We start from the raw sequence: 19163 nt of genomic DNA on the forward strand, positions 1-19163 counted from the left end.
CCTTTCACTAACACACTAGCCCCAATGATCGGTTCACCTGTCGCGTCTACAACTTTACCCGTGATTTTCTTTGCTTGTTGAGTACTTTGGGAACTTGGCGTGTTTTCTCCATCGGCAGCTTTGACCAAATTCGGAGAAGACATCCCAAACAATACAAGCAATACTAATGATAAGCAATCATTTCTTTTCATAAGCTCTATAATTTGGATTTATTTGCAAACATATAAATAATTTTAGAAAACATTGCATATTCGTGATTAAAAATACCTAAATAAATATTAATTGATTTGCTTTTATACTTTAGCAAACATGAAATATATATTTAACAATAAAGCGATTTAAATAATCGATAATAAAATAATCACAATTATAAATTTTTTAAAGTAGAAGTAATCATTTAGAAGCGTAATCCCTCAATTATCAAACAAAATAACACGCTATTATGTTTTTAATCAGCTTTATGGCAATAACAAACATGAAACATCTTTTATATTATATACATCTTATTTAAAATAATAGTATAAGGCATTGCAATAAGAATTTAGAAATTAAAGAATTAAATAATTGAAAGACTTAACCTTAGAACTTAATTTTAATATTGAACTATTAATAAAAGTAGAATAGAAAAACAAAGCTTATTAACATAATCACAATATTTTAAGATACATAAATTTGAATAAAATGCAATCATCCACCATTAGGTAATATCCAAATTTTATCAAATAGCTATACTAATAAGATAAAAAAAAGATAGATATAGCATTTTATGAATTAGATGAAATGAGACAACACACATTATCAACAATCCTTCAACATATTACCCTGCTTGTTGAACATTGACACAAGGCAAGTAGATGATATATTATTAGTCGGACTATAAAGATACCACGGAGTTACTTCCTACCTCTATTTTTTAGTTTTAGATTTATTACATGGATAGTGTAAATTCAGAATTAAAATCAGATACATATTAAATATATCCTCATAGAAACTTATAATAAATATAGGTCATCCCCATATTAGTAGCACACAAAAATTACTAAAGCATACTTTATCATACAAGTACCAAGTTCTTATAAATAAAACAGTTTCTCTAAACAGGTGCTAACTCTTTAGTTAAATGAACTCACATCTCAGTTTATCTGTTTGATTATCAGTGATTAACCATATAAATATTGCTACTAATAGAATAGTTCTATATTTTATATTTAATTATTTGATTAATAGCACATAGCATACTTTGAGTTCCCAAAGTACTCAGCAATATAAAGAAATCACCAGTAAAGTTATGGACGCAACAGGTGAACCATTCATCATCGTCAGCGCATTAGTAAAGGGTACAGGTACAGACACTATGACGAACATCAATGACAACTTTTTGGTAGATACATCGATTGGTAGCACATTAGTAGCATCCATGTGATGGATATCAACCTGAAAGATATTGAGAATATATTATCCACTTTTCTTTCTTCTACTTTCCTATCGGTTGAATCTTCCTCCTCACATCCTTAGAAATCTCCAGAAACATATAGTTCAATTTGCCGGAATGAATGCCTTCTTTATTCTGCTCATACTTATTATTAGCATATTGCTTAGACTTATCAAATGTGAGACGCGACATCTGGTTCTGTGACTTACCTACCATCGTTGAATCCAGTTTTTCATCCGGAAAGAAGTCATCCAGATCCACATCACCAATCATAGTAGTTTCCAGGAAATTCATACTCTTACGACCCGAATCGGTATAATAGCCTACAAACATATGCCCCGGTGTACGCACCAGTATCGGTTCTATATTAATGGCGCGAAGCAAGGAAGCAAACAATACGCTTCCGTCCACACAGTTTATTTGCGAAGATTCCAATGCATCATCAAACGTGCGGACACGCTGCGAAAAGACTACATTGCTGGACAAACTGGTATTGGAAACAGAACTGTAACGGAAGTTACGCTTTTGAAGAATATTCCATAAAGCATATACTTGCTTGTCCACACCTTCGGCATTGCCTCCCTGATAGCCCAAGAAGCGATTGACAATACGCGTATTGAGCGCCTCACGCAACAATTTATCAATCATCGGATTTTCCTCATTAACATACGCTGCAAAGAAGATTCCCGTATCATGAAACTTTGTCCCGTTCGTGACATACCCCAACAAGCATTCATTAATGCTGCGGACAGAAAATGTACGCACCCTTTGCCCCAAGTCCTTATCATTCATTTCTGCTTTGATGGCCACACTGACCGGTTCTGCCTGATTATTATTCTTCAGCGCCTCATAATTCCATATAATATCGGGGTATATAGTATATTCTGTCCGCGGTTTTGCCAGCACGAACTCGGATACGGAACGGGAAAAGAATGGAGTCTCGGCAACTTCAATACGTACCCTGCTATACGCCTTTCCCGAACGAATCCGAATAGAAATACAGGATTTAGAGTTACCCACATACAAAGAATCAGCCGGAACAATGACTTGTGCATCCGTTGTTGCAACAGAAAGGATACTGGAAGGAAAGATATTGCCTCCCAACTCATCCGTTATCTCAAACCCGGAACGGAACGGAGCCGTATTCAGCCAAAAGGAACCTGCCACAACAATCACCAATAAAGCTATCAGAGCGGGTAAACGCCATTTATATCGCCGAAAATTTATATTAGTCAACTCTTTCATAACAATATTATTTATAGTAAGACAAAGGTAAGTATAAAAACTGAAAAACTGGGATGCAAAAGTAATAGTTTACAAGTTCTTCACCTTACCAAAACCGTGCCAAAACATTACCAACTCCATGTCAGGTCCGTATCACCTCCGTACCATCTCCGTATCTATACGCTTAAACCTGATATGAACCTAATACGGAATTAATACGGACCTGGTACGGAGGTGATACGGACCTGACATGGAGTTGGCACGGAGTTGATACGGAGTTAGTATGGACTTGATGCAAACCGGATTACCTTCAGTACATACTAAAATGTAACCAATTTGTAACACGTGTTTCACTTTCCCGTAACAAAATCGCCCCATCTTTGTCGGCGAAAAGAAATAAAGTATAACTTTGTGGTAGGAGAATTTGTTTTGAATACCTCATTTTAAATGAAAGAGCAATGAACGATTACCGTATTTTAGTTGTAGACGACGAAGAGGACCTTTGCGAAATCCTGAAATTCAACCTTGAGAATGAAGGGTATGAGGTGGATACGGCTAACTCCGCCGAAGAAGCACTGAAAATGAATATCAGTAGTTATAACCTTCTGCTACTGGATGTGATGATGGGAGAAATATCCGGATTCAAAATGGCCAGTTTGCTGAAAAAAGACAAGAAGACCGCCCAAGTCCCTATTATTTTCATCACAGCCAAAGATACGGAAAATGATACTGTAACGGGATTCAATCTGGGTGCGGACGATTATATTTCCAAACCCTTCTCGCTACGCGAAGTCATTGCCCGTGTCAAAGCCGTATTGCGCCGCACGCAGCAAGGGGAAACGGAACGTGAACCGGAACAAATCACCTACCAATCACTGACGATTGATATCACCAAGAAGAAAGTAAGCATTGACGGCGAAGAAGCCCCACTCACAAAAAAGGAATTTGAGATATTACTCCTGCTCCTCCAGAACAAGGGACGTGTATTCTCGCGAGAGGATATACTGGCACGCATCTGGAGCGATGAAGTCTATGTGTTGGACCGCACGATTGATGTCAACATCACCCGCCTGCGTAAGAAAATAGGTATTTATGGAAAATGCATCGTAACCCGCTTAGGATATGGATACTGCTTCGAAGCTGAATAATACCCCGCATTTCCTGTCGTTCAGCCGGAAGTTGTTTCTTTCGGTCATTTCGCTGTTTCTGGTATTTGCCGGATGCTTTCTAGCCTATCAGTATCAACGCGAAAAAGAATATAAAGTAGACTTGCTGGATATACAGCTACAGGACTATAACGAACGATTGCATCAGGAACTGTCCCATACTCCGGACAGCTTGTGGAGCGAAGTACTTGAGCAATATTTGCAAAAATATATCACCCAAGATTTGCGCGTCACCATAGTGAATGTACATGGAGATGTCTTGTTCGATAGCTATGAGAGCCAGAAGCTGGGCAATCACATTGGCCGTCCGGAAGTGCAAAAGGCGCTGACAGAAGGAAAAGGATATGACGTGCGCCGCACTTCGGAGACTACAGGAGTGCCCTACTTCTATTCCGCCACACTTTATGAGGATTACATCATACGCTCTGCCCTACCCTACGACCTCAACCTGATAAGACATCTGGCAGCCGACCAGCATTACATCTGGTTTACCGCCATCGTGTCGCTGTTATTAATATTCATTTTCTACAAGTTCACCTCCAAGTTGGGAACTGCTATCACCCAATTGCGCGAGTTCGCCAAACGTGCCGACAAGAACGAACCTGTAGAGACAGATATGCAATCCGCTTTCCCCCATAACGAATTGGGAGAAATCTCTCAGCACATCATCCAGATATACAAGCGCCTGCGTGAAACCAAGGAAGCGCTATATATTGAACGTGAAAAGTTGATTACCCACCTGCAAACCTCCCACGAAGGACTGGGTGTATTCAATAAGGATAAGAAGGAGATATTAGTTAACAATCTGTTCACACAGTACAGCAACCTGATTTCGGACTCCAACCTGCAAACTACAGAGGAGATATTCTCCATCAGTGAATTCCAGAAGGTTACGGATTTCATCAATAAATCCCCCAAGCGTCCGGGCAAGGAAGAGAAACGTATGTCCATCAACATCAATAAGAACGGGCGCATGTTTATCGTAGAATGCATCATATTTCAGGATTTGAGTTTTGAAATCTCTATTAATGACGTCACTCAGGAGGAAGAGCAAATCCGACTGAAACGGCAGTTGACGCAGAACATAGCGCACGAACTGAAGACACCGGTCAGCAGCATACAGGGATACTTGGAAACCATCGTCAACAACGAGAATATTTCCCGTGAAAAGATGCAGACTTTCCTGGAGAGATGCTACGCACAAAGTAACCGCCTGAGCCGGCTGTTGCGTGATATTTCCGTATTAACACGTATGGATGAAGCTGCCAACATGATTGATATGGAGAAAGTGGATATCAGCATGCTGGTAGGCAGCATCGTAAATGAGGTGTCATTAGAACTGGAAGAGAAACACATCACTGTAGTCAACTCTTTAAAGCCGAAAATACAGATACGCGGAAATTACTCTCTGCTATATTCCATTTTCCGCAACCTGATGGATAATGCCATCGCTTATGCAGGTATGGATATACACATCAACATCAGTTGTTTCCGTGAAGACGAGAAATTCTATTATTTCAGCTTTGCCGATACCGGTGTAGGTGTTTCGCAGGAACATCTGAACCGTCTGTTCGAGCGCTTCTACCGTGTAGACAAAGGGCGTTCGCGCAAATTGGGCGGTACAGGACTTGGACTAGCCATAGTCAAAAACTCAGTTATCATCCACGGCGGCACCATCTCAGCCAAAAATAATCAGGGTGGCGGATTGGAATTCGTATTCACTCTGGCAAAAGAAAAGTAATTAGCGGTTAGTGGTTAGTGATAAGTGATTAGTGCGAGAGGATTGAAAAATTAATCACTAATCACTAACCACTAATCACTTTTTTCGCTATCTTTGCGATGCATTGGTTTGCCATCTTTGTTCGGAGACGGCAATTAAAAGGGAATTAGGTGAAAGTCCTAAACAGTCCCGCTGCTGTAAGTTTCATGATATGTTGCAGGCAAAACAACCAATAGCCACTGGAAGCATGCTTCCGGGAAGGCGTCTGCCAACAGAAACAAGTCAGAAGACCTGCCATGCACTGTTTTTATCATTGCTTTCGAGGAAAAAGCGTTGAGTCTAATGAACCGGGCAAGTCGTCCCATCATTTTATTCATCCACCCTGTTTCAGAGAAAGTAAAGCAACAATAAACTCTGCCAAGTTTATTTGAATGATGTCCGGCCGAAGGGATTTCGTCCGGACATTCTTTTTCAGTATTTTCCCAAAAACAAATTCCATAGTCCGCGTGTTATACATACAGTAAACAATTAATACGTACAGTTATGGAAAAAGAATATGAACTTATCGACAATGAAGAACGTCATCAATACGAATTCCATGTCGAAAAATATACTCCCAAAATAGAGTATATCAAATCAAAAAACGGAGAAATCTATCTGACACATACCGAAGTACCCCCTCAGTTAGGCGGCAAAGGCATCGGTAGCCAGTTAGTAGAAAAAGCATTAAAAGACATCGAGAAGCAAGGACTCCGATTGGTTCCGCTATGTCCCTTTGTGGCCGGATACATTCATAAAAATCCGGAATGGAAAAGAATTGTATTAAGAGGAGTACACATTGGGTAAATTGAGAATTGAGAAATAAAGAGTGGTTACAGTAATAATGAATGATTATGAATATAAAGAAAGAATATACAAACGGTGAGTTGACCATCATTTGGCAACCCGGACTATGCCAACATGCAGGCATTTGTACCAAGACACTTCCCAATGTATATCATCCGAAAGAAAAACCCTGGATAACGATTGAAAATGCAACGACAGAAGAATTGATTGCACAAATCAAGAAATGTCCGTCCGGAGCTTTAAGCTACAGAATGAATAACGAAAAAGAAGAAGATAAATAAAAGTAATGAGGCTGCCAGTTTGAAATTGAATCCGGCAGCCTCACTTTTTTATTATGAAAAAGAAAGAGTTAAGTGCGTTCCAGTTGTACGGTGAAATGACGCATCAAAGGAGCCTCCCAAACAATACGAACTCCATGGGTAATACTCTCGCGGCGGTCGAAGACATTCTTCAATGCAACAGCTATCACCGCCATGTGGTTATCCGTATAAACACGGCGAGGAATGGCAAGACGCAGTAAATCCAGTCCGTTAAAACGATTCTCACGGGTCACGGGATCACGATCGGCCAGAATGTAGCCAATTTCACATCCTCTGATACCAGCTTCAAGATATAGTTCAACAGTCAACGTCTGTGCCGGAAATTCATTCTTCGGAACATGCGTTAATACTCTCGTTGCATCTACAAAGATAGCATGTCCGCCTGCAGGACGCTGATAAGGGATACCATATTCGTCCAGTTTCTTCGCCAGATACTCCACCTGACGGATACGAGTTTCCAGATTATCGAATTCCGTATTTTCATCCAGTCCTACAGCAAGTGCGCTCATATCACGACCATTCATACCACCATAAGTGAGATAACCTTCATACTGCACACAAAAACCTTTGGCACCTTCATACCAATCTTCTTTCCGTGTAGCAATGAAACCTCCCATATTGACGATACCATCTTTCTTGGCACTCATTGTCATACCGTCAGCCAAGTCAAACATTTCTTTTGTAATCTCCTTTATCGTCTTCTCTGCATATCCTTCCTCACGCATCTTAATGAAGTAAGCATTTTCAGCAAAACGAGCGGAGTCAAACAACACAGGTTTATTGTATCTATCAGCAAGAACACGGACTTCACGAAGATTTTGCATAGATACAGGTTGCCCGCCCGCGGTATTGTTCGTAATAGTAACAATGATAAATGGGATCCTGTCACCATATTCCTGCAATGCCTTCTCCAGTTTGACAGGGTCTACATTTCCTTTAAAGGGTATTTCCAACTGAGTATTCTTCGCTTCATCAATGGTACAATCCAAGGCAACCGCTTTCCGGCCTTCGATGTGCCCCTTGGTGGTATCAAAGTGAGAGTTACCGGGAACGATGTCGCCCTCGTGCACCAGATAAGAGAAAAGAACATTCTCGGCAGCACGTCCCTGATGTGTGGGAATGACATATTCGAAACCGGTCAGGCGAGTGATTACTTCTTTCAGTTTAAAGAAAGAGGAAGCTCCGGCATAACTTTCATCGCCCAGCATCATTGCTGCCCATTGGCGGTCGCTCATTGCTCCTGTGCCGGAGTCGGTTATCAAATCGATATATACTTGTTCGGATTTAAGCTGGAACACATTGTAATGAGCTTCTTTCAGCCATTGTTCACGTTCCTGGCGGGTACTCTTCCGAATGGGTTCCACCATTTTAATTTTCCATGACTCTGCAAAGGGTAATTCCATAGTGTTTACTTATCATTTTTGACATTTAGTTAACAAAAAGACCCGTATAAGTTCTTATACGGGTCGAATATACACATTAATACAGAATTCTCCAAGATATTTTATGTCTTTCTGTCAAAAAAATCACTCTTTTGATAAGAATTTCTTCTTCGCCTTCTTACTCATCTCTTGCATAATGAGGGGAACCGGATGTTCTGATACATAAATTTCACGCACTTCAGGTTTACCGGTCTTTTCGGAAGAGAGATAGAAGTCTGGTATATATGAATAGTCTTTCAGATCAGGACAATAAACATTGAAACGCAGATGAGAACCCTGCTCATAATTCTCTCCACCAATAATGCCGAGAGGTTGCCCGGGAATAACATCTTCGCCCGGAGAAACAAAAATCCCTCCATCTTGGAATAACTTATAACGAGCAAAAGTTCCATCCTTATGAAACACCTCCACATAATTCTCTGTTGCCTGAAAAGCAGTACTTTCAGACGTAGAAGCAGAATTATCGTTGACTTCCGTCACTTCTCCGCCACGGGCGGCAAAAATGGTATCGCCTACAGTCGTACGAAAGCCAAGTCCTGTCACACGTTTCTGTCCTTCCTTCCCAAGAAAATTATCCAAAGCAATCATACGGTTCACACGCACTGTTTTGCCTTCTGCCAGCGGAAAAAGATATATGAAGTTGGTATCTGCTTTCAAACGATAATTTCCCTTTCTATAGGTATAACGATATGAAAAGCCAATAGAAGCATTTTCAACAGCAGGACGCAAAGTTAAAAGACGAGTTTTACCAAAATGCGCAAGAGCTTCATGAACAGTTCCTTCAGGATAAGTAGTATTAGTCAACCTCGAGAAACTCAAAGAGACCGTATAGGGCGTATGAGAATCAGTTTCAGCATAGAAAGTTACTTCACCTTTGGAAGAACGTTCATAAGAGACCTTAACAACTCTGTCCGACTGGGCAGCGGCCAGTACAGGTAACATAAGGAAAAGAAAGAGATTATGTCGTAGTTTCATGGTATTATATTGTTTAAGATTAATCAGTCTGCCAAGTCAATACAAAGTCTTGATGCAATATATAATGGATGTGAAACTTCCGCTGTTCCGGTGTACGGTACTCTTCGGCAGAGAAGTCTCCTTTCTCAGAGACCGTGAACGGAAAGATATGCAGATGTTCCCGAAAATCCACTTCCGGTGTATTCATACATTTAAACATGACTTCTTTAGCTGACCAGTGGAGCAATAAAGACCAAGTATCCGTCCCCTGATAAGAAGAAACAATTTCATCGGTACGCATATACTTATGTGCCACTTTGTGCACCCGTTCACCGTATTGCTCTATATCAATCCCAACTTCCTTGCCGGGCTCGCCGATAATGACCGATACATAACCACGGGTATGGGAAATGCTGATAGAAGCAGTATTATCTGCCAGATAAGGCTTACCACTGGGACGATAAGCGATTTCTTTCTCTTCTCCTAACAAAGTGAACAGCAATACGCGGACCGACAACCACTCCAAACGACGATGTTCCGCAGAGAAGCACTGCATACCTTGCCGATATGTTTCTTGTTGCGGAAGCATATCCAATAGCTCGTCCAGCGTCTCGTCCATCTTCCAGACACCCCACTTATACGATGGTTCTATATGTTGTATGAAAAGAGACATATTCAATCAATCCTTCTTATCGGAGTCTGCCGGGAGTGGCTGGATAGTGAATTTGACTTTAAGAATACGACGGTTGTCCATCTCCAGCACTTCAAATTCATAGTGACTGTAAGTCACCTTTTCATGCAGAGCAGGGAATTCCCCTTTCAGTTCCAGCAACAATCCCGCAAGTGTATCAGCATCGCCCGCCACTTCATCAAAAACATCCTCGTCTATCTTCGTTATTTTATAGAAGTCAGTCAACTGTGTCTTAGCTTCAAACACCCACGTACACTCATTGAGAACCGCATACGTACGTTCTTCATCGTCATATTCGTCATGAATCTCACCCACAATTTCCTCGATGATATCTTCCATTGTCACAATACCCGACGTACCGCCAAATTCATCAACAACAATAGCAATATGAATTTTATTGGCCTGAAAGTCACGCAACAAGTCATCAATCATCTTCGTTTCCGGCACAAAATAGGCAGGGCGTATCAATGACTGCCAACGAAACTCACCCTTGTTCAGATGAGGAAGCAAGTCCTTGATATATAAGATACCTTTAATATTATCTCTATTCTCAGAATAAATGGGAATACGGGAATAGGCATTCTCAATAATACATTTCAGCACATCCTTGAATGGCGTGCGAATATCCAGATCCACCACATCCAGGCGGGAAGTCATCACCTCCTTCGCCGTTTCACCACCGAACCGGATAATACCTTCCAGAATATTGTTTTCTTCCTTCAGCTCCGCTTTATCAGTCAATTCCAAAGCATGCGAAAGTTCATCTACTGAAATATTATGATTCTTACGGGCGAAGTGCTTATTCAGAAAAGAAGTGGAACGCACCAGCACGGAAGCCAGCGGATAGAAAAGGGAACGGAACATCCAAATGCCTTTAGCCGCGAAACGGCAGAATGCCAGCGTCTTCTGTGCCGAATAAATCTTCGGCATGATCTCACCGAAAAGAAGCAAAAGGAAGGTCAAGATAACAGTCAGTATCAAAAACTCCGCAATAGGGGAATGAAACTCAAACACACTCATAAAAAAGAAATTGCAGAGCATGATAATGGTTACATTCACAAAATTGTTTGTTATCAAAATGGTCGCCAACAGGCGTTCTGTATCATCCAGAAGTTTACGGATTTTTTCATCCGAGGGGTGCTTCTTCTCGTCAATAGCATTCAAATCTGACGGAGAAAGAGAGAAAAAGGCTATTTCTGAAGCTGAGGCAAAGCCGGAAACAAGCAACAGCAAGCCTGCCAACACAATGGCGATAATTGCCGAAATAGTAGGGGTATGTACGGATATACCATTAAAAACTTCTGCCAACTGGCATGAATAAGCGTCTGGGTCCAAAGATTTTGGTTTTAGTTAAACAATTAGAACGGTAAATCGTCCGTTGTATTACCTTGTGCAGGGGTTGCCTGCGATTGTGCTATCGGTTGTGCAGGAGCGACACCTTGAGCCATATTTTGCTGCGGAGCAGCGGCACCCGGTGCAGCAGTTCCCCGTGGAGACAACATTTCCATATTATCGACAAATATTTCTGTAATATAACGTTGAATTCCCTTTTGATCATCGTAAGAACGGGTACGAATCTTACCTTCTACATAAAGCTTATCACCTTTATGCACATATTTGTCAACAATCTCTCCCAAGCGGTTCCGGAAAACAAGATTATGCCAATCAGTACGATCAGGAACTTGTGTGCCATTTTGCAAAGTATATCCTTTCTCCGTAGTTGCTAAAGAAAGCTGAGCAACGCAGTTTCCTCCATCATAATAGGTTACTTTAGGATCTTGTCCGACATTTCCAATCAATATTACTTTATTTACTGACATAAGCCTTTTTATTTGAATTTGCTGCCAAAATTAAACAGAATAATCACACAATGCAAGAATAAGCGCAACTTTTATAGATATTTCTCCAGGAATGCATGCACCAGGCGGGAAACTGCATACTGCTCCAAATCCTCTGTTTTCACCCGTTGGAAGGCAGAAAAAGAAGTGGAATTTTCTGGTAACACAACTTCGTAGAAATTAGTATATATCACCCTATGGGATAGCACATGCTTCACATTTCCGCAAACAAGGCGCAGTACCGGCATCTCTCCGCCCGCAAAAAATGCACGCACCTGCGGCAATTCCCCGAACTCCTCTTCCGATATGGGAACATCTGTTTCTATCAATGGAAGTTCGAAAAGATTTTTCCAAATGTCATTTCCCGTCCGCTTATGTAAATAGGTACACGCGCCCATGCGTACATATATATAATTGAAATATCGGTTGGTTGTTTTCGTCTTATGCTGTTTCACGGGTAGCTTTGCCACCAGATCATTCCGCAGGGCCAAACAGCTATCCGCCAAAGGACAAAACATACAATCAGCCGACTGCGGAGTACATTGTATGGCACCAAAATCCATAATAGCCTGATTATACACAGCGGGACGGGATTTATCCAACATCTCTTCCGCCAAAGCAGCAAAAAGTTTCTTTCCTTCCGTGCTATCTATGGGCGTGTCAATGCCGAAATAACGCGAAAGTACACGATAAACATTACCATCCACCACGGCATAAGGCATGCCGTAAGCAGATGAACAAATAGCCGCAGCGGTGTAGTCACCTACCCCTTTCAGAGCACGGACACCCTCATAAGTCACTGGAAAAGTGCCGTTCATGCTTTTGGCAGCCGCATGCAGATTGCGGGCACGGGAATAATATCCCAATCCTTGCCAATACTTCAGCACTTCATCTTCTGACGCTTCGGCCAAAGCCCCCACATTGGGGAAACGGTGGATAAAACGCAAAAAATATTCATAGCCCTGCACCACACGGGTCTGTTGCAGAATGATTTCCGATATCCATATTGTATAAGGGTCTGTGGTATCCCTCCAAGGCAGTTCACGCTTGTTTTCGGCGTACCATGCTATCAATTTCTCACTAAATATATTCATCTCTATTACAAGCACTTATAAAATTCTTTAAAAGGGCAATATTCTCGTTTTCCCCTCCTGAAGTACAAAAATAGCCCTTTTTCCCCCTAACAAAACTTAATCGGAAGACTTTTTTGGAAAATTGTCCAGAATATATTTTTTAGAGAGCGCAAAAAGCTATATATTTGCAGTCCAAAAAATTAGGAAACTATAGTAATAATATTTTTTTTAAAGAAAAATGACTAAAGCTGATATTGTAAACGAAATTACAAAGAACACCGGGATTGACAAAGTAACAGTACTTGCGACCGTTGAAGCGTTCATGGACACAGTAAAAGCATCTTTATCTAAAGATGAAAATGTTTACCTCCGCGGGTTTGGTAGCTTCGTAGTGAAGAAAAGAGCGCAGAAAACTGCTCGTAACATCTCCAAGAATACTACGATCATCATTCCGGAACATAATATTCCGGCATTTAAGCCTGCAAAAACATTCACCATCTCCGTGAAGAAATAATAAACAAGAGTATTAACCCATTAAATTATCGAAGCTATGCCTAGCGGAAAAAAGAAAAAAAGACATAAAATGTCTACGCACAAGCGTAAAAAAAGACTAAGAAAGAACAGACATAAAAGCAAAAAGTAATTTTTAGTCTGAAAGACAGAAATAAAGAACAAACTTGTGAAGCTATTTGTCTCGCGAGTTTGTTCTTTGTTTAAGTAGTAATTTGAAGTTAACAAAGTGACAAGGAACCAGGAGACAAGGAGGATTGTTGCAAAACATTTCCTCTTGTCAATTCGTAAACTTCACTCCTTTGTAAACTTGAACCTAAAAAAGCAAAAATAATTGTGACAAGCGAACTCGTTGTAGACGTACAGCCCAAAGAAGTCTCCATCGCCCTGCTCGAAGACAAGAGCCTGGTGGAACTGCAAAGTGAAGGAAGAAATCTCTCCTTCTCAGTGGGCAATATGTATTTAGGACGAATCAAGAAATTGATGCCCGGCCTGAATGCCTGCTTCGTGGACGTGGGTTACGAGAAAGATGCTTTTCTTCATTATCTGGACTTAGGTCCTCAATTTAACTCATTAGAAAAGTACGTAAAGCAAACTTTAAGCGACAAAAAGAAGTTACCCCAAATCACTAAGGCAACCATACTTCCCGATCTTGAAAAGGATGGCACCGTAGCCAACACACTCAAGGTGGGACAAGAAGTAGTGGTGCAGATTGTCAAGGAGCCTATCTCGACCAAAGGGCCGCGCCTGACTTCCGAAATCTCATTTGCCGGAAGATACCTGGTGCTGATACCTTTCAACGACAAGGTTTCCGTATCACAAAAAATTAAATCGAGCGAAGAACGCGCCCGCCTCAAACAACTGTTGATGAGCATCAAACCGAAGAACTTCGGTGTTATCGTCCGCACTGTTGCCGAAGGAAAACGCGTGGCCGAGCTCGACGGAGAGCTTAAAGTTTTATTAAAACATTGGGAAGACGCTGTTACCAAAATACAGAAAGCCACCAAATTCCCTACATTGATTTACGAAGAAACTAGCCGTGCCGTAGGCTTACTGCGCGACTTATTCAATCCCTCCTTCGAGAACATTCACGTCAACGACGAAGCTGTGTTCCACGAAATCAGGGATTACGTAGCACTCATCGCCCCTGAACGGGCAGGAATTGTGAAGCTGTATAAAGGCCAACTCCCTATTTATGACAATTTTGGTATCACCAAGCAAATCAAGTCTTCGTTTGGAAAGACGGTTTCATATAAGAGTGGTGCCTACCTGATTATTGAGCATACTGAGGCGCTTCACGTAGTAGACGTGAACAGCGGTAACCGCACCAAAAATGCCAACGGACAGGAGGCTAACGCACTCGAAGTGAATCTGGGAGCTGCCGACGAACTGGCTCGCCAGCTGCGACTGAGAGATATGGGTGGTATCATTGTGGTGGACTTCATCGATATGAATGAAGCCGAAAACAGACAAAAGCTTTACGAACGTATGTGTGCCAACATGCAGAAAGACAGGGCAAGACATAACATCCTACCGCTCAGCAAATTCGGTCTGATGCAAATTACCCGCCAGCGTGTGCGCCCGGCAATGGATGTCAATACCACAGAAATCTGTCCCACCTGTTTCGGAAAAGGCACAATCAAGTCGTCTATCCTCTTTACGGATACTTTAGAGAGTAAAATTGACTACTTAGTCAACAAATTGAAGATTAAGAAATTCTCGTTACACATCCACCCGTATATCGCTGCTTACATCAATCAGGGGCTTGTTTCCCTGAAACGGAAGTGGCAGATGAAATACGGATTTGGTATTAAGATTATTCCAAGCCAGAAACTTGCGTTCCTGGAATATGAATTCTACGACCCGCAAGGGGAAGAGATTGACATGAAGGAAGAAATCGAGATTAAATAAAAAAAGACGGCGAAGTAATTTAGAAACTTCGCCGTCTTTTTTATTCTTCCGCCGCTTTTTTCGAAAAACCCGCCGCATTTTATAGAGACACAATAATCATTCGTTTATACATGCCAGCCGATATATCTCTTTACTATCCTGTTTCGTCAGTTTCACATAATTACCTACGAGCTCTCCCTTATTACGGTGCAGACTGTCCGCCAGACGGTCAATATCAGGATTCTCAATGCCCAGTTCCCTAAACGTCACAGGAAGCCCCAGAGAGCTAAAGAAAGCTTTCAGTTTACTGATACCTTCAAGAGCCACTGTTCTCTTATCTCCCGACTCTGAAACGCCCCAAACACGAACGGCATATTGGGCAATCTTATCTACATTATGTTCCACCATCCACGTCATCCATGCAGGGAAGATTACGGATAATCCTGCACCGTGGGTAACGCCATAAATCGCACTGATTTCATGCTCCAGAAAGTGAGAAGCCCAGTCTTCTTCGCAGCCCACGCCACACGTCCCGTTATGAGCAATCATGCCAGCCCACATTAGATTGGCACGCGAACCATAATCCTCGGGATTCTTCATAACCTTGGGAGCTTCGTTAATGATAGCCATCAAAGTACCTTCACAAAGACGGTCACCAATCTCCACCTCTTGCGTATTAGTGAAATAACGTTCCATGATGTGTGCCATCATATCAGCTACACCACAGGCAGTCTGGAAAGGCGGCAAAGTATAGGTCAGTTCCGGATTCATGATAGAAAACACCGGACGTAGAACTTCGGGCACACGCAGGCTAAGTTTCTGCAAGCCGTCCAATTTGGTAATAACAGTATTACCGGAACCTTCACTGCCGGCAGCAGGAATAGTCAGGACTACAGCCACTTTCAAGGCTTTCTTCACTTTGGCTTTACCAATATAAAAATCCCAGAAATCACCATTATAGAGTACACCCGCGGCTATGGCCTTTGCCGTGTCAATAACGGAACCGCCACCTACAGGCAACAACATATCAGCCTGCTCACGACGGCAAAAGTCAATACCTTCATATACCTTCGTATCTACCGGATTGGGTTGTACGCCACCCATTAGACAATATTCAATCCCTGCTTCCAACAAAGACTGCTTCACCCTATCCAGCAAGCCGCTCCGCACCACAGAGCCGCCACCATACACAATCATCACCTTCCGCGCACCGTGCTTCCGCGCCAGTGTACCAACTTGCATTTCTGTTGCTTTACCGAAGACGAATTCGGTAGGACTATAAAAAACAAAATTATTCATGATTCATATGTTATATATAAATGATAATTTATTAGTGATTAGCGTTTAGTGATTAGTGATTAGTAGGCTGCGCTATTATTCCGCATGGCGCTTATCACTAATCACTAAACACTAATCACTGAACGAAGCTCCGCTTCGCTAAATTATCATTCAACGTATTTACTATACCTTTCAAAGAAACGCTTGAACGCTCCCCACTTCATCAGCCCTTTTTCAAAAACCAAGATACCCAGCAGTGCGCAAGATATCCCCAGCAGAACATCAATCAAATAATGATGTCCCGAATAAACCGCCGTACACCAGATGCCCACCATGATAAAGGCAAATAATGCTATCAGCCAACCCTTGCAACGATTCATTATTGCATAAGCCAACGCTACAACCATATACGCCGCATGCAATGAAGGCACAGCAGCAAATACATTGGCATTACGCCCATAGATTGAATTAAAAATAGTGCATCCCATCAACTCATCGAAGCGTCCCAGCCCCGCTACATTTCCGGGAGTATCCAGCATAGCTTCGAAACCATAATTCATGGCATACCAGGGCGGTGCCGCAGGATGAATATAATATCCCGCAAAACCAATCAGATTTACAAGCAGAAAAACCATTGCAAAGCGCAGATACATCCGGCGGTCTCCTTTCAGATAAAGCCACAAGCCGAAAGCAATAGGCACAGGTACCCAACAAAGATAAAACACACCTGCAAAGAAATCGGCAACAGACCAATGGTGTATAGCAAAATATTCGCAAGGAATAAGCGTAACCCCATTCACCGATATGCCGAAAAGGGATTTCTCTGCTTCATATAAGCCCTGCACATCAATAGGATTCACCTGATAATTGGGATATACCCGCATCCAGTCATAAGAAACGCCAAAAATAATAAAAGGCAGTAACGCTACTGCCAGTTTACGGGTTGTCTTCCCTGCAAAAAACAAAACAAAAAACAAACCCGCCATCAGGAAATGCTCCGGGCGGAGTCCGATACAAGCAGCCGTCAATAACAGGAAAACAAATGTTATGACCACTACCAACACCGTTTCTCTCACCGGAGGAAAATATCTTTTTATCATTTATTCAAAAGTTTATAGCAATGTGCCAGACGGACAAAAGCTGTCAGATTAGCTAATACGGCAATCACTGCCAAAGGAATAATCAATATCAACATCGGGTCGAAAAGCGTGCAATCGGAGAAGATGCCACAGAACAGGGCTCCCAAAGCGGTCAGCACTACTCGTTCGGGACGCTGCATGATACCCACTTTGCACTCCAACCCCAGCCCTTCGGCACGTGCACGTACATAACTCACCATCAGCGAACCAATCAAAGCAAGAAACGTGATAATAGAACCTATCAGATATCCCTGCAATATGAGATAATAAAAAATGCCAAACAGAGTAAACAGTTCACTGTAACGGTCGAGCACCGAATCATACAAAGCGCCAAACGTAGAAGACATGTTGCCCAAACGTGCCACACGACCATCCATCATATCAAACAGTCCGGCAAAAAGTATGAGTCCTCCCATCCAGCCCACCAGAGAAAGGTCTTCTTCGGCATCTGTGAATAACCCTGCATAAATAAATACACCAGCAGCCACAATGTTGAGCACCAGTCCGGTAGTAGTAATAAAGTTAGGCGTAATGCCTATTTTAATCATGCCACGCACGAGGGGGTTGATAATCTTGTATATCACCTGTTGCAGCCAATCTCTATAATTCATGTTCATCCTATTTATGTTCCAAACGTTGTTTCAGAAATCTTTTTAAGTTGTGGTTCCGGTAAACGAAAAACCGTTGCAGATAATAGTTCCAGAAGAATGCAACCAGCAAGGCTACAGTAATCTTAGACAAGATAAACACATCGTAGACGTAATATCCCAACAATCCGTTCACCCACTTCATCCGTGCCAGCCATTCCGTCAAGGCAAAAGTACCCCATGTATTAATCAGGATGCTCCCACCCCAAACAATAAAATACTTCAATCCTACATGTATCTTTTTGCAATCCTCTGCCTTGAATACCCATTCATAGTTGATTACACAATTGACAATGCCACCAATCACGGAACCAATGAATGTGGCATACAAATAATAGATACCGAATAATTTTACCAAAAGAATAGTAATCAGAAAATCAATCACAGTCGCTATCTGTGCAGAGAGTTGTGCCTTCATAAAAAGCCACGCTTCCCTACGCCAACCGGCAAACCGACTCTTTTCTTCTATTCTATCAGCCATCTCACCACTATTAAAACAATAAAACCATACACTCCTGCCAGCACATCGTCCATCATCACTCCCACACCGCCCGGCAATTTTTCCATCCGCCGGATGCCCAGCGGTTTCAGAATATCAAAAAAGCGGAACAGTGCAAATGCTGCCACTCCATACCATACGTGACCTGCCGGAGCCGCCAAAAGCGTTATCCACACGCCCACCATTTCATCCACCACCACGCGCGAAGGGTCTTCGCCCCAGTAGGGTTCCAAACGGTCGGTAGCCCATATACCGGCCACGGTGAACAACGATACCAGTGCAACAGTGATCCACAACAGACATGTTTCTGATATAAACATAGCAAGCCCGAACCAGACAAGCGTAGCCAACAAAGCGCCCGCCGTGCCCGGAGCAAAAGGAGAAAAGCCCGAGCCAAAGCCCGTGCCTATAAGAACAGGGAAGAATGAAGGTTTCTTCATTGAAAAAAGATATAAAAAAGTGATAAAGCGGTAAGGTGATAAAGCGATAAAGTA

20 protein-coding genes and 1 riboswitch are annotated in these 19163 nt (G+C 42.1%); of the genes, 7 read left to right on the forward strand and 13 right to left on the reverse strand.

The genetic code is table 11. The features are described from left to right. The coding region (locus HMPREF9447_RS28825; RefSeq protein WP_009131249.1) for a peptidase associated/transthyretin-like domain-containing protein at positions 1-191 on the reverse strand (191 nt) is incomplete at its 3' end. Positions 192-1288: 1097 nt separating this feature from the next. On the opposite strand from HMPREF9447_RS28825, the gene HMPREF9447_RS29285 reads away from it, so the two are divergent. After that, a complete protein-coding gene (locus tag HMPREF9447_RS29285; RefSeq protein WP_259300996.1) occupies positions 1289-1423 on the forward strand; it encodes a hypothetical protein in 135 nt (44 codons plus the stop codon). Positions 1424-1474: 51 nt separating this feature from the next. Here HMPREF9447_RS29285 and HMPREF9447_RS18265 read toward each other — a convergent pair whose 3' ends face one another. Continuing rightward, positions 1475-2677, reverse strand: a complete 1203-nt coding sequence (locus tag HMPREF9447_RS18265) for a hypothetical protein (protein WP_009131250.1) — start codon at positions 2675-2677, stop codon at positions 1475-1477. 437 nt (positions 2678-3114) lie between these two features. On the opposite strand from HMPREF9447_RS18265, the gene HMPREF9447_RS18270 reads away from it, so the two are divergent. From HMPREF9447_RS18270 to HMPREF9447_RS18290, 4 genes are all read left to right on the forward strand, one after another. After that, positions 3115-3804 (forward strand): response regulator transcription factor, encoded by a 690-nt coding sequence (locus HMPREF9447_RS18270; RefSeq protein ID WP_009131251.1) that lies wholly within the window; start codon positions 3115-3117, stop codon positions 3802-3804. After that, positions 3779-5563, forward strand: coding sequence for a sensor histidine kinase (locus HMPREF9447_RS18275; RefSeq protein ID WP_009131252.1), 1785 nt, complete (start codon positions 3779-3781; stop codon positions 5561-5563). Before HMPREF9447_RS18270 ends, HMPREF9447_RS18275 begins: the two co-directional genes overlap by 26 nt. A gap of 86 nt (positions 5564-5649) precedes the next feature. After that, positions 5650-5855, forward strand: a riboswitch (cobalamin riboswitch). A gap of 230 nt (positions 5856-6085) precedes the next feature. Continuing rightward, complete coding sequence (locus tag HMPREF9447_RS18285; protein WP_009131254.1) at positions 6086-6388, forward strand: GNAT family N-acetyltransferase; 303 nt, start codon at positions 6086-6088, stop codon at positions 6386-6388. A 47-nt stretch (positions 6389-6435) separates the two neighbouring features. After that, entirely contained in the window at positions 6436-6669 is a 234-nt protein-coding gene (locus HMPREF9447_RS18290) for a (4Fe-4S)-binding protein (protein WP_009131255.1), read from the forward strand. 68 nt (positions 6670-6737) lie between these two features. Here HMPREF9447_RS18290 and HMPREF9447_RS18295 read toward each other — a convergent pair whose 3' ends face one another. The 6 genes from HMPREF9447_RS18295 to mutY form a co-directional block, all read right to left on the reverse strand. Next, complete coding sequence (locus HMPREF9447_RS18295) at positions 6738-8111, reverse strand: tryptophanase (RefSeq protein WP_009131256.1); 1374 nt, start codon at positions 8109-8111, stop codon at positions 6738-6740. Positions 8112-8234: 123 nt separating this feature from the next. Next, positions 8235-9125 carry a M23 family metallopeptidase gene (locus HMPREF9447_RS18300; protein WP_009131257.1) on the reverse strand — a complete coding sequence of 297 codons (891 nt, stop codon included), beginning with the start codon at positions 9123-9125 and terminating at the stop codon, positions 8235-8237. A 19-nt stretch (positions 9126-9144) separates the two neighbouring features. Continuing rightward, a complete protein-coding gene (locus HMPREF9447_RS18305) occupies positions 9145-9777 on the reverse strand; it encodes a 4'-phosphopantetheinyl transferase family protein (protein WP_009131258.1) in 633 nt (210 codons plus the stop codon). A gap of 6 nt (positions 9778-9783) precedes the next feature. Next, positions 9784-11130: a gliding motility-associated protein GldE gene (locus HMPREF9447_RS18310; protein WP_009131259.1), complete on the reverse strand. Its 1347-nt coding sequence runs from the start codon at positions 11128-11130 to the stop codon at positions 9784-9786. Between the two features lie 23 nt (positions 11131-11153). Continuing rightward, positions 11154-11615 carry a single-stranded DNA-binding protein gene (locus HMPREF9447_RS18315; RefSeq protein ID WP_009131260.1) on the reverse strand — a complete coding sequence of 154 codons (462 nt, stop codon included), beginning with the start codon at positions 11613-11615 and terminating at the stop codon, positions 11154-11156. A 71-nt stretch (positions 11616-11686) separates the two neighbouring features. Continuing rightward, a complete protein-coding gene (mutY, locus tag HMPREF9447_RS18320; RefSeq protein ID WP_009131261.1) occupies positions 11687-12727 on the reverse strand; it encodes an A/G-specific adenine glycosylase in 1041 nt (346 codons plus the stop codon). Between the two features lie 217 nt (positions 12728-12944). Here mutY and HMPREF9447_RS18325 point away from each other — a divergent pair, with 217 nt between their 5' ends. After that, positions 12945-13220, forward strand: a complete 276-nt coding sequence (locus HMPREF9447_RS18325) for an HU family DNA-binding protein (RefSeq protein ID WP_009131262.1) — start codon at positions 12945-12947, stop codon at positions 13218-13220. A gap of 332 nt (positions 13221-13552) precedes the next feature. Further along, on the forward strand, positions 13553-15127 hold the full coding sequence (locus HMPREF9447_RS18330; protein WP_009131263.1) for an Rne/Rng family ribonuclease: 1575 nt from the start codon (positions 13553-13555) through the stop codon (positions 15125-15127). 96 nt (positions 15128-15223) lie between these two features. Here the strand turns inward: HMPREF9447_RS18330 and HMPREF9447_RS18335 are convergent, their stop codons facing one another. The 5 genes from HMPREF9447_RS18335 to HMPREF9447_RS18355 all read right to left on the reverse strand — a co-directional run bounded on the left by HMPREF9447_RS18335 (position 15224) and on the right by HMPREF9447_RS18355 (position 19109). Continuing rightward, positions 15224-16405, reverse strand: coding sequence for an iron-containing alcohol dehydrogenase (locus tag HMPREF9447_RS18335; protein WP_009131264.1), 1182 nt, complete (start codon positions 16403-16405; stop codon positions 15224-15226). Between the two features lie 146 nt (positions 16406-16551). Beyond that, a complete protein-coding gene (locus tag HMPREF9447_RS18340) occupies positions 16552-17484 on the reverse strand; it encodes a phosphatase PAP2 family protein (protein ID WP_009131265.1) in 933 nt (310 codons plus the stop codon). Next, positions 17481-18134, reverse strand: a complete 654-nt coding sequence (locus HMPREF9447_RS18345; protein ID WP_009131266.1) for a CDP-alcohol phosphatidyltransferase family protein — start codon at positions 18132-18134, stop codon at positions 17481-17483. Before HMPREF9447_RS18345 ends, HMPREF9447_RS18340 begins: the two co-directional genes overlap by 4 nt. Positions 18135-18141: 7 nt before the next feature. Next, complete coding sequence (locus tag HMPREF9447_RS18350; protein ID WP_009131267.1) at positions 18142-18651, reverse strand: GtrA family protein; 510 nt, start codon at positions 18649-18651, stop codon at positions 18142-18144. After that, a complete protein-coding gene (locus HMPREF9447_RS18355; RefSeq protein WP_009131268.1) occupies positions 18636-19109 on the reverse strand; it encodes a phosphatidylglycerophosphatase A family protein in 474 nt (157 codons plus the stop codon). Before HMPREF9447_RS18355 ends, HMPREF9447_RS18350 begins: the two co-directional genes overlap by 16 nt. Between the last annotated feature and the right edge of the window lie 54 nt (positions 19110-19163).

The organism is Bacteroides oleiciplenus YIT 12058 (genome assembly GCF_000315485.1).
Lineage (GTDB): Bacteria > Bacteroidota > Bacteroidia > Bacteroidales > Bacteroidaceae > Bacteroides > Bacteroides oleiciplenus.

Coding starts and splice junctions, on each gene's coding strand:
- HMPREF9447_RS18300 (WP_009131257.1), bottom strand. CDS start 9,125: ATGAAACTACGACATAATCTCTTTCTTTTCCTTATGTTACCTGTACTG.
- HMPREF9447_RS18335 (WP_009131264.1), bottom strand. CDS start 16,405: ATGAATAATTTTGTTTTTTATAGTCCTACCGAATTCGTCTTCGGTAAA.
- HMPREF9447_RS29285 (WP_259300996.1), top strand. CDS start 1,289: ATGGACGCAACAGGTGAACCATTCATCATCGTCAGCGCATTAGTAAAG.
- mutY (WP_009131261.1), bottom strand. CDS start 12,727: ATGAATATATTTAGTGAGAAATTGATAGCATGGTACGCCGAAAACAAG.
- HMPREF9447_RS18345 (WP_009131266.1), bottom strand. CDS start 18,134: ATGAATTATAGAGATTGGCTGCAACAGGTGATATACAAGATTATCAAC.
- HMPREF9447_RS18275 (WP_009131252.1), top strand. CDS start 3,779: ATGGATACTGCTTCGAAGCTGAATAATACCCCGCATTTCCTGTCGTTC.
- HMPREF9447_RS18270 (WP_009131251.1), top strand. CDS start 3,115: ATGAACGATTACCGTATTTTAGTTGTAGACGACGAAGAGGACCTTTGC.
- HMPREF9447_RS18295 (WP_009131256.1), bottom strand. CDS start 8,111: ATGGAATTACCCTTTGCAGAGTCATGGAAAATTAAAATGGTGGAACCC.
- HMPREF9447_RS18325 (WP_009131262.1), top strand. CDS start 12,945: ATGACTAAAGCTGATATTGTAAACGAAATTACAAAGAACACCGGGATT.
- HMPREF9447_RS18285 (WP_009131254.1), top strand. CDS start 6,086: ATGGAAAAAGAATATGAACTTATCGACAATGAAGAACGTCATCAATAC.
- HMPREF9447_RS18265 (WP_009131250.1), bottom strand. CDS start 2,677: ATGAAAGAGTTGACTAATATAAATTTTCGGCGATATAAATGGCGTTTA.
- HMPREF9447_RS18340 (WP_009131265.1), bottom strand. CDS start 17,484: ATGATAAAAAGATATTTTCCTCCGGTGAGAGAAACGGTGTTGGTAGTG.
- HMPREF9447_RS18290 (WP_009131255.1), top strand. CDS start 6,436: ATGAATATAAAGAAAGAATATACAAACGGTGAGTTGACCATCATTTGG.
- HMPREF9447_RS18355 (WP_009131268.1), bottom strand. CDS start 19,109: ATGAAGAAACCTTCATTCTTCCCTGTTCTTATAGGCACGGGCTTTGGC.
- HMPREF9447_RS18305 (WP_009131258.1), bottom strand. CDS start 9,777: ATGTCTCTTTTCATACAACATATAGAACCATCGTATAAGTGGGGTGTC.
- HMPREF9447_RS18350 (WP_009131267.1), bottom strand. CDS start 18,651: ATGGCTGATAGAATAGAAGAAAAGAGTCGGTTTGCCGGTTGGCGTAGG.
- HMPREF9447_RS18315 (WP_009131260.1), bottom strand. CDS start 11,615: ATGTCAGTAAATAAAGTAATATTGATTGGAAATGTCGGACAAGATCCT.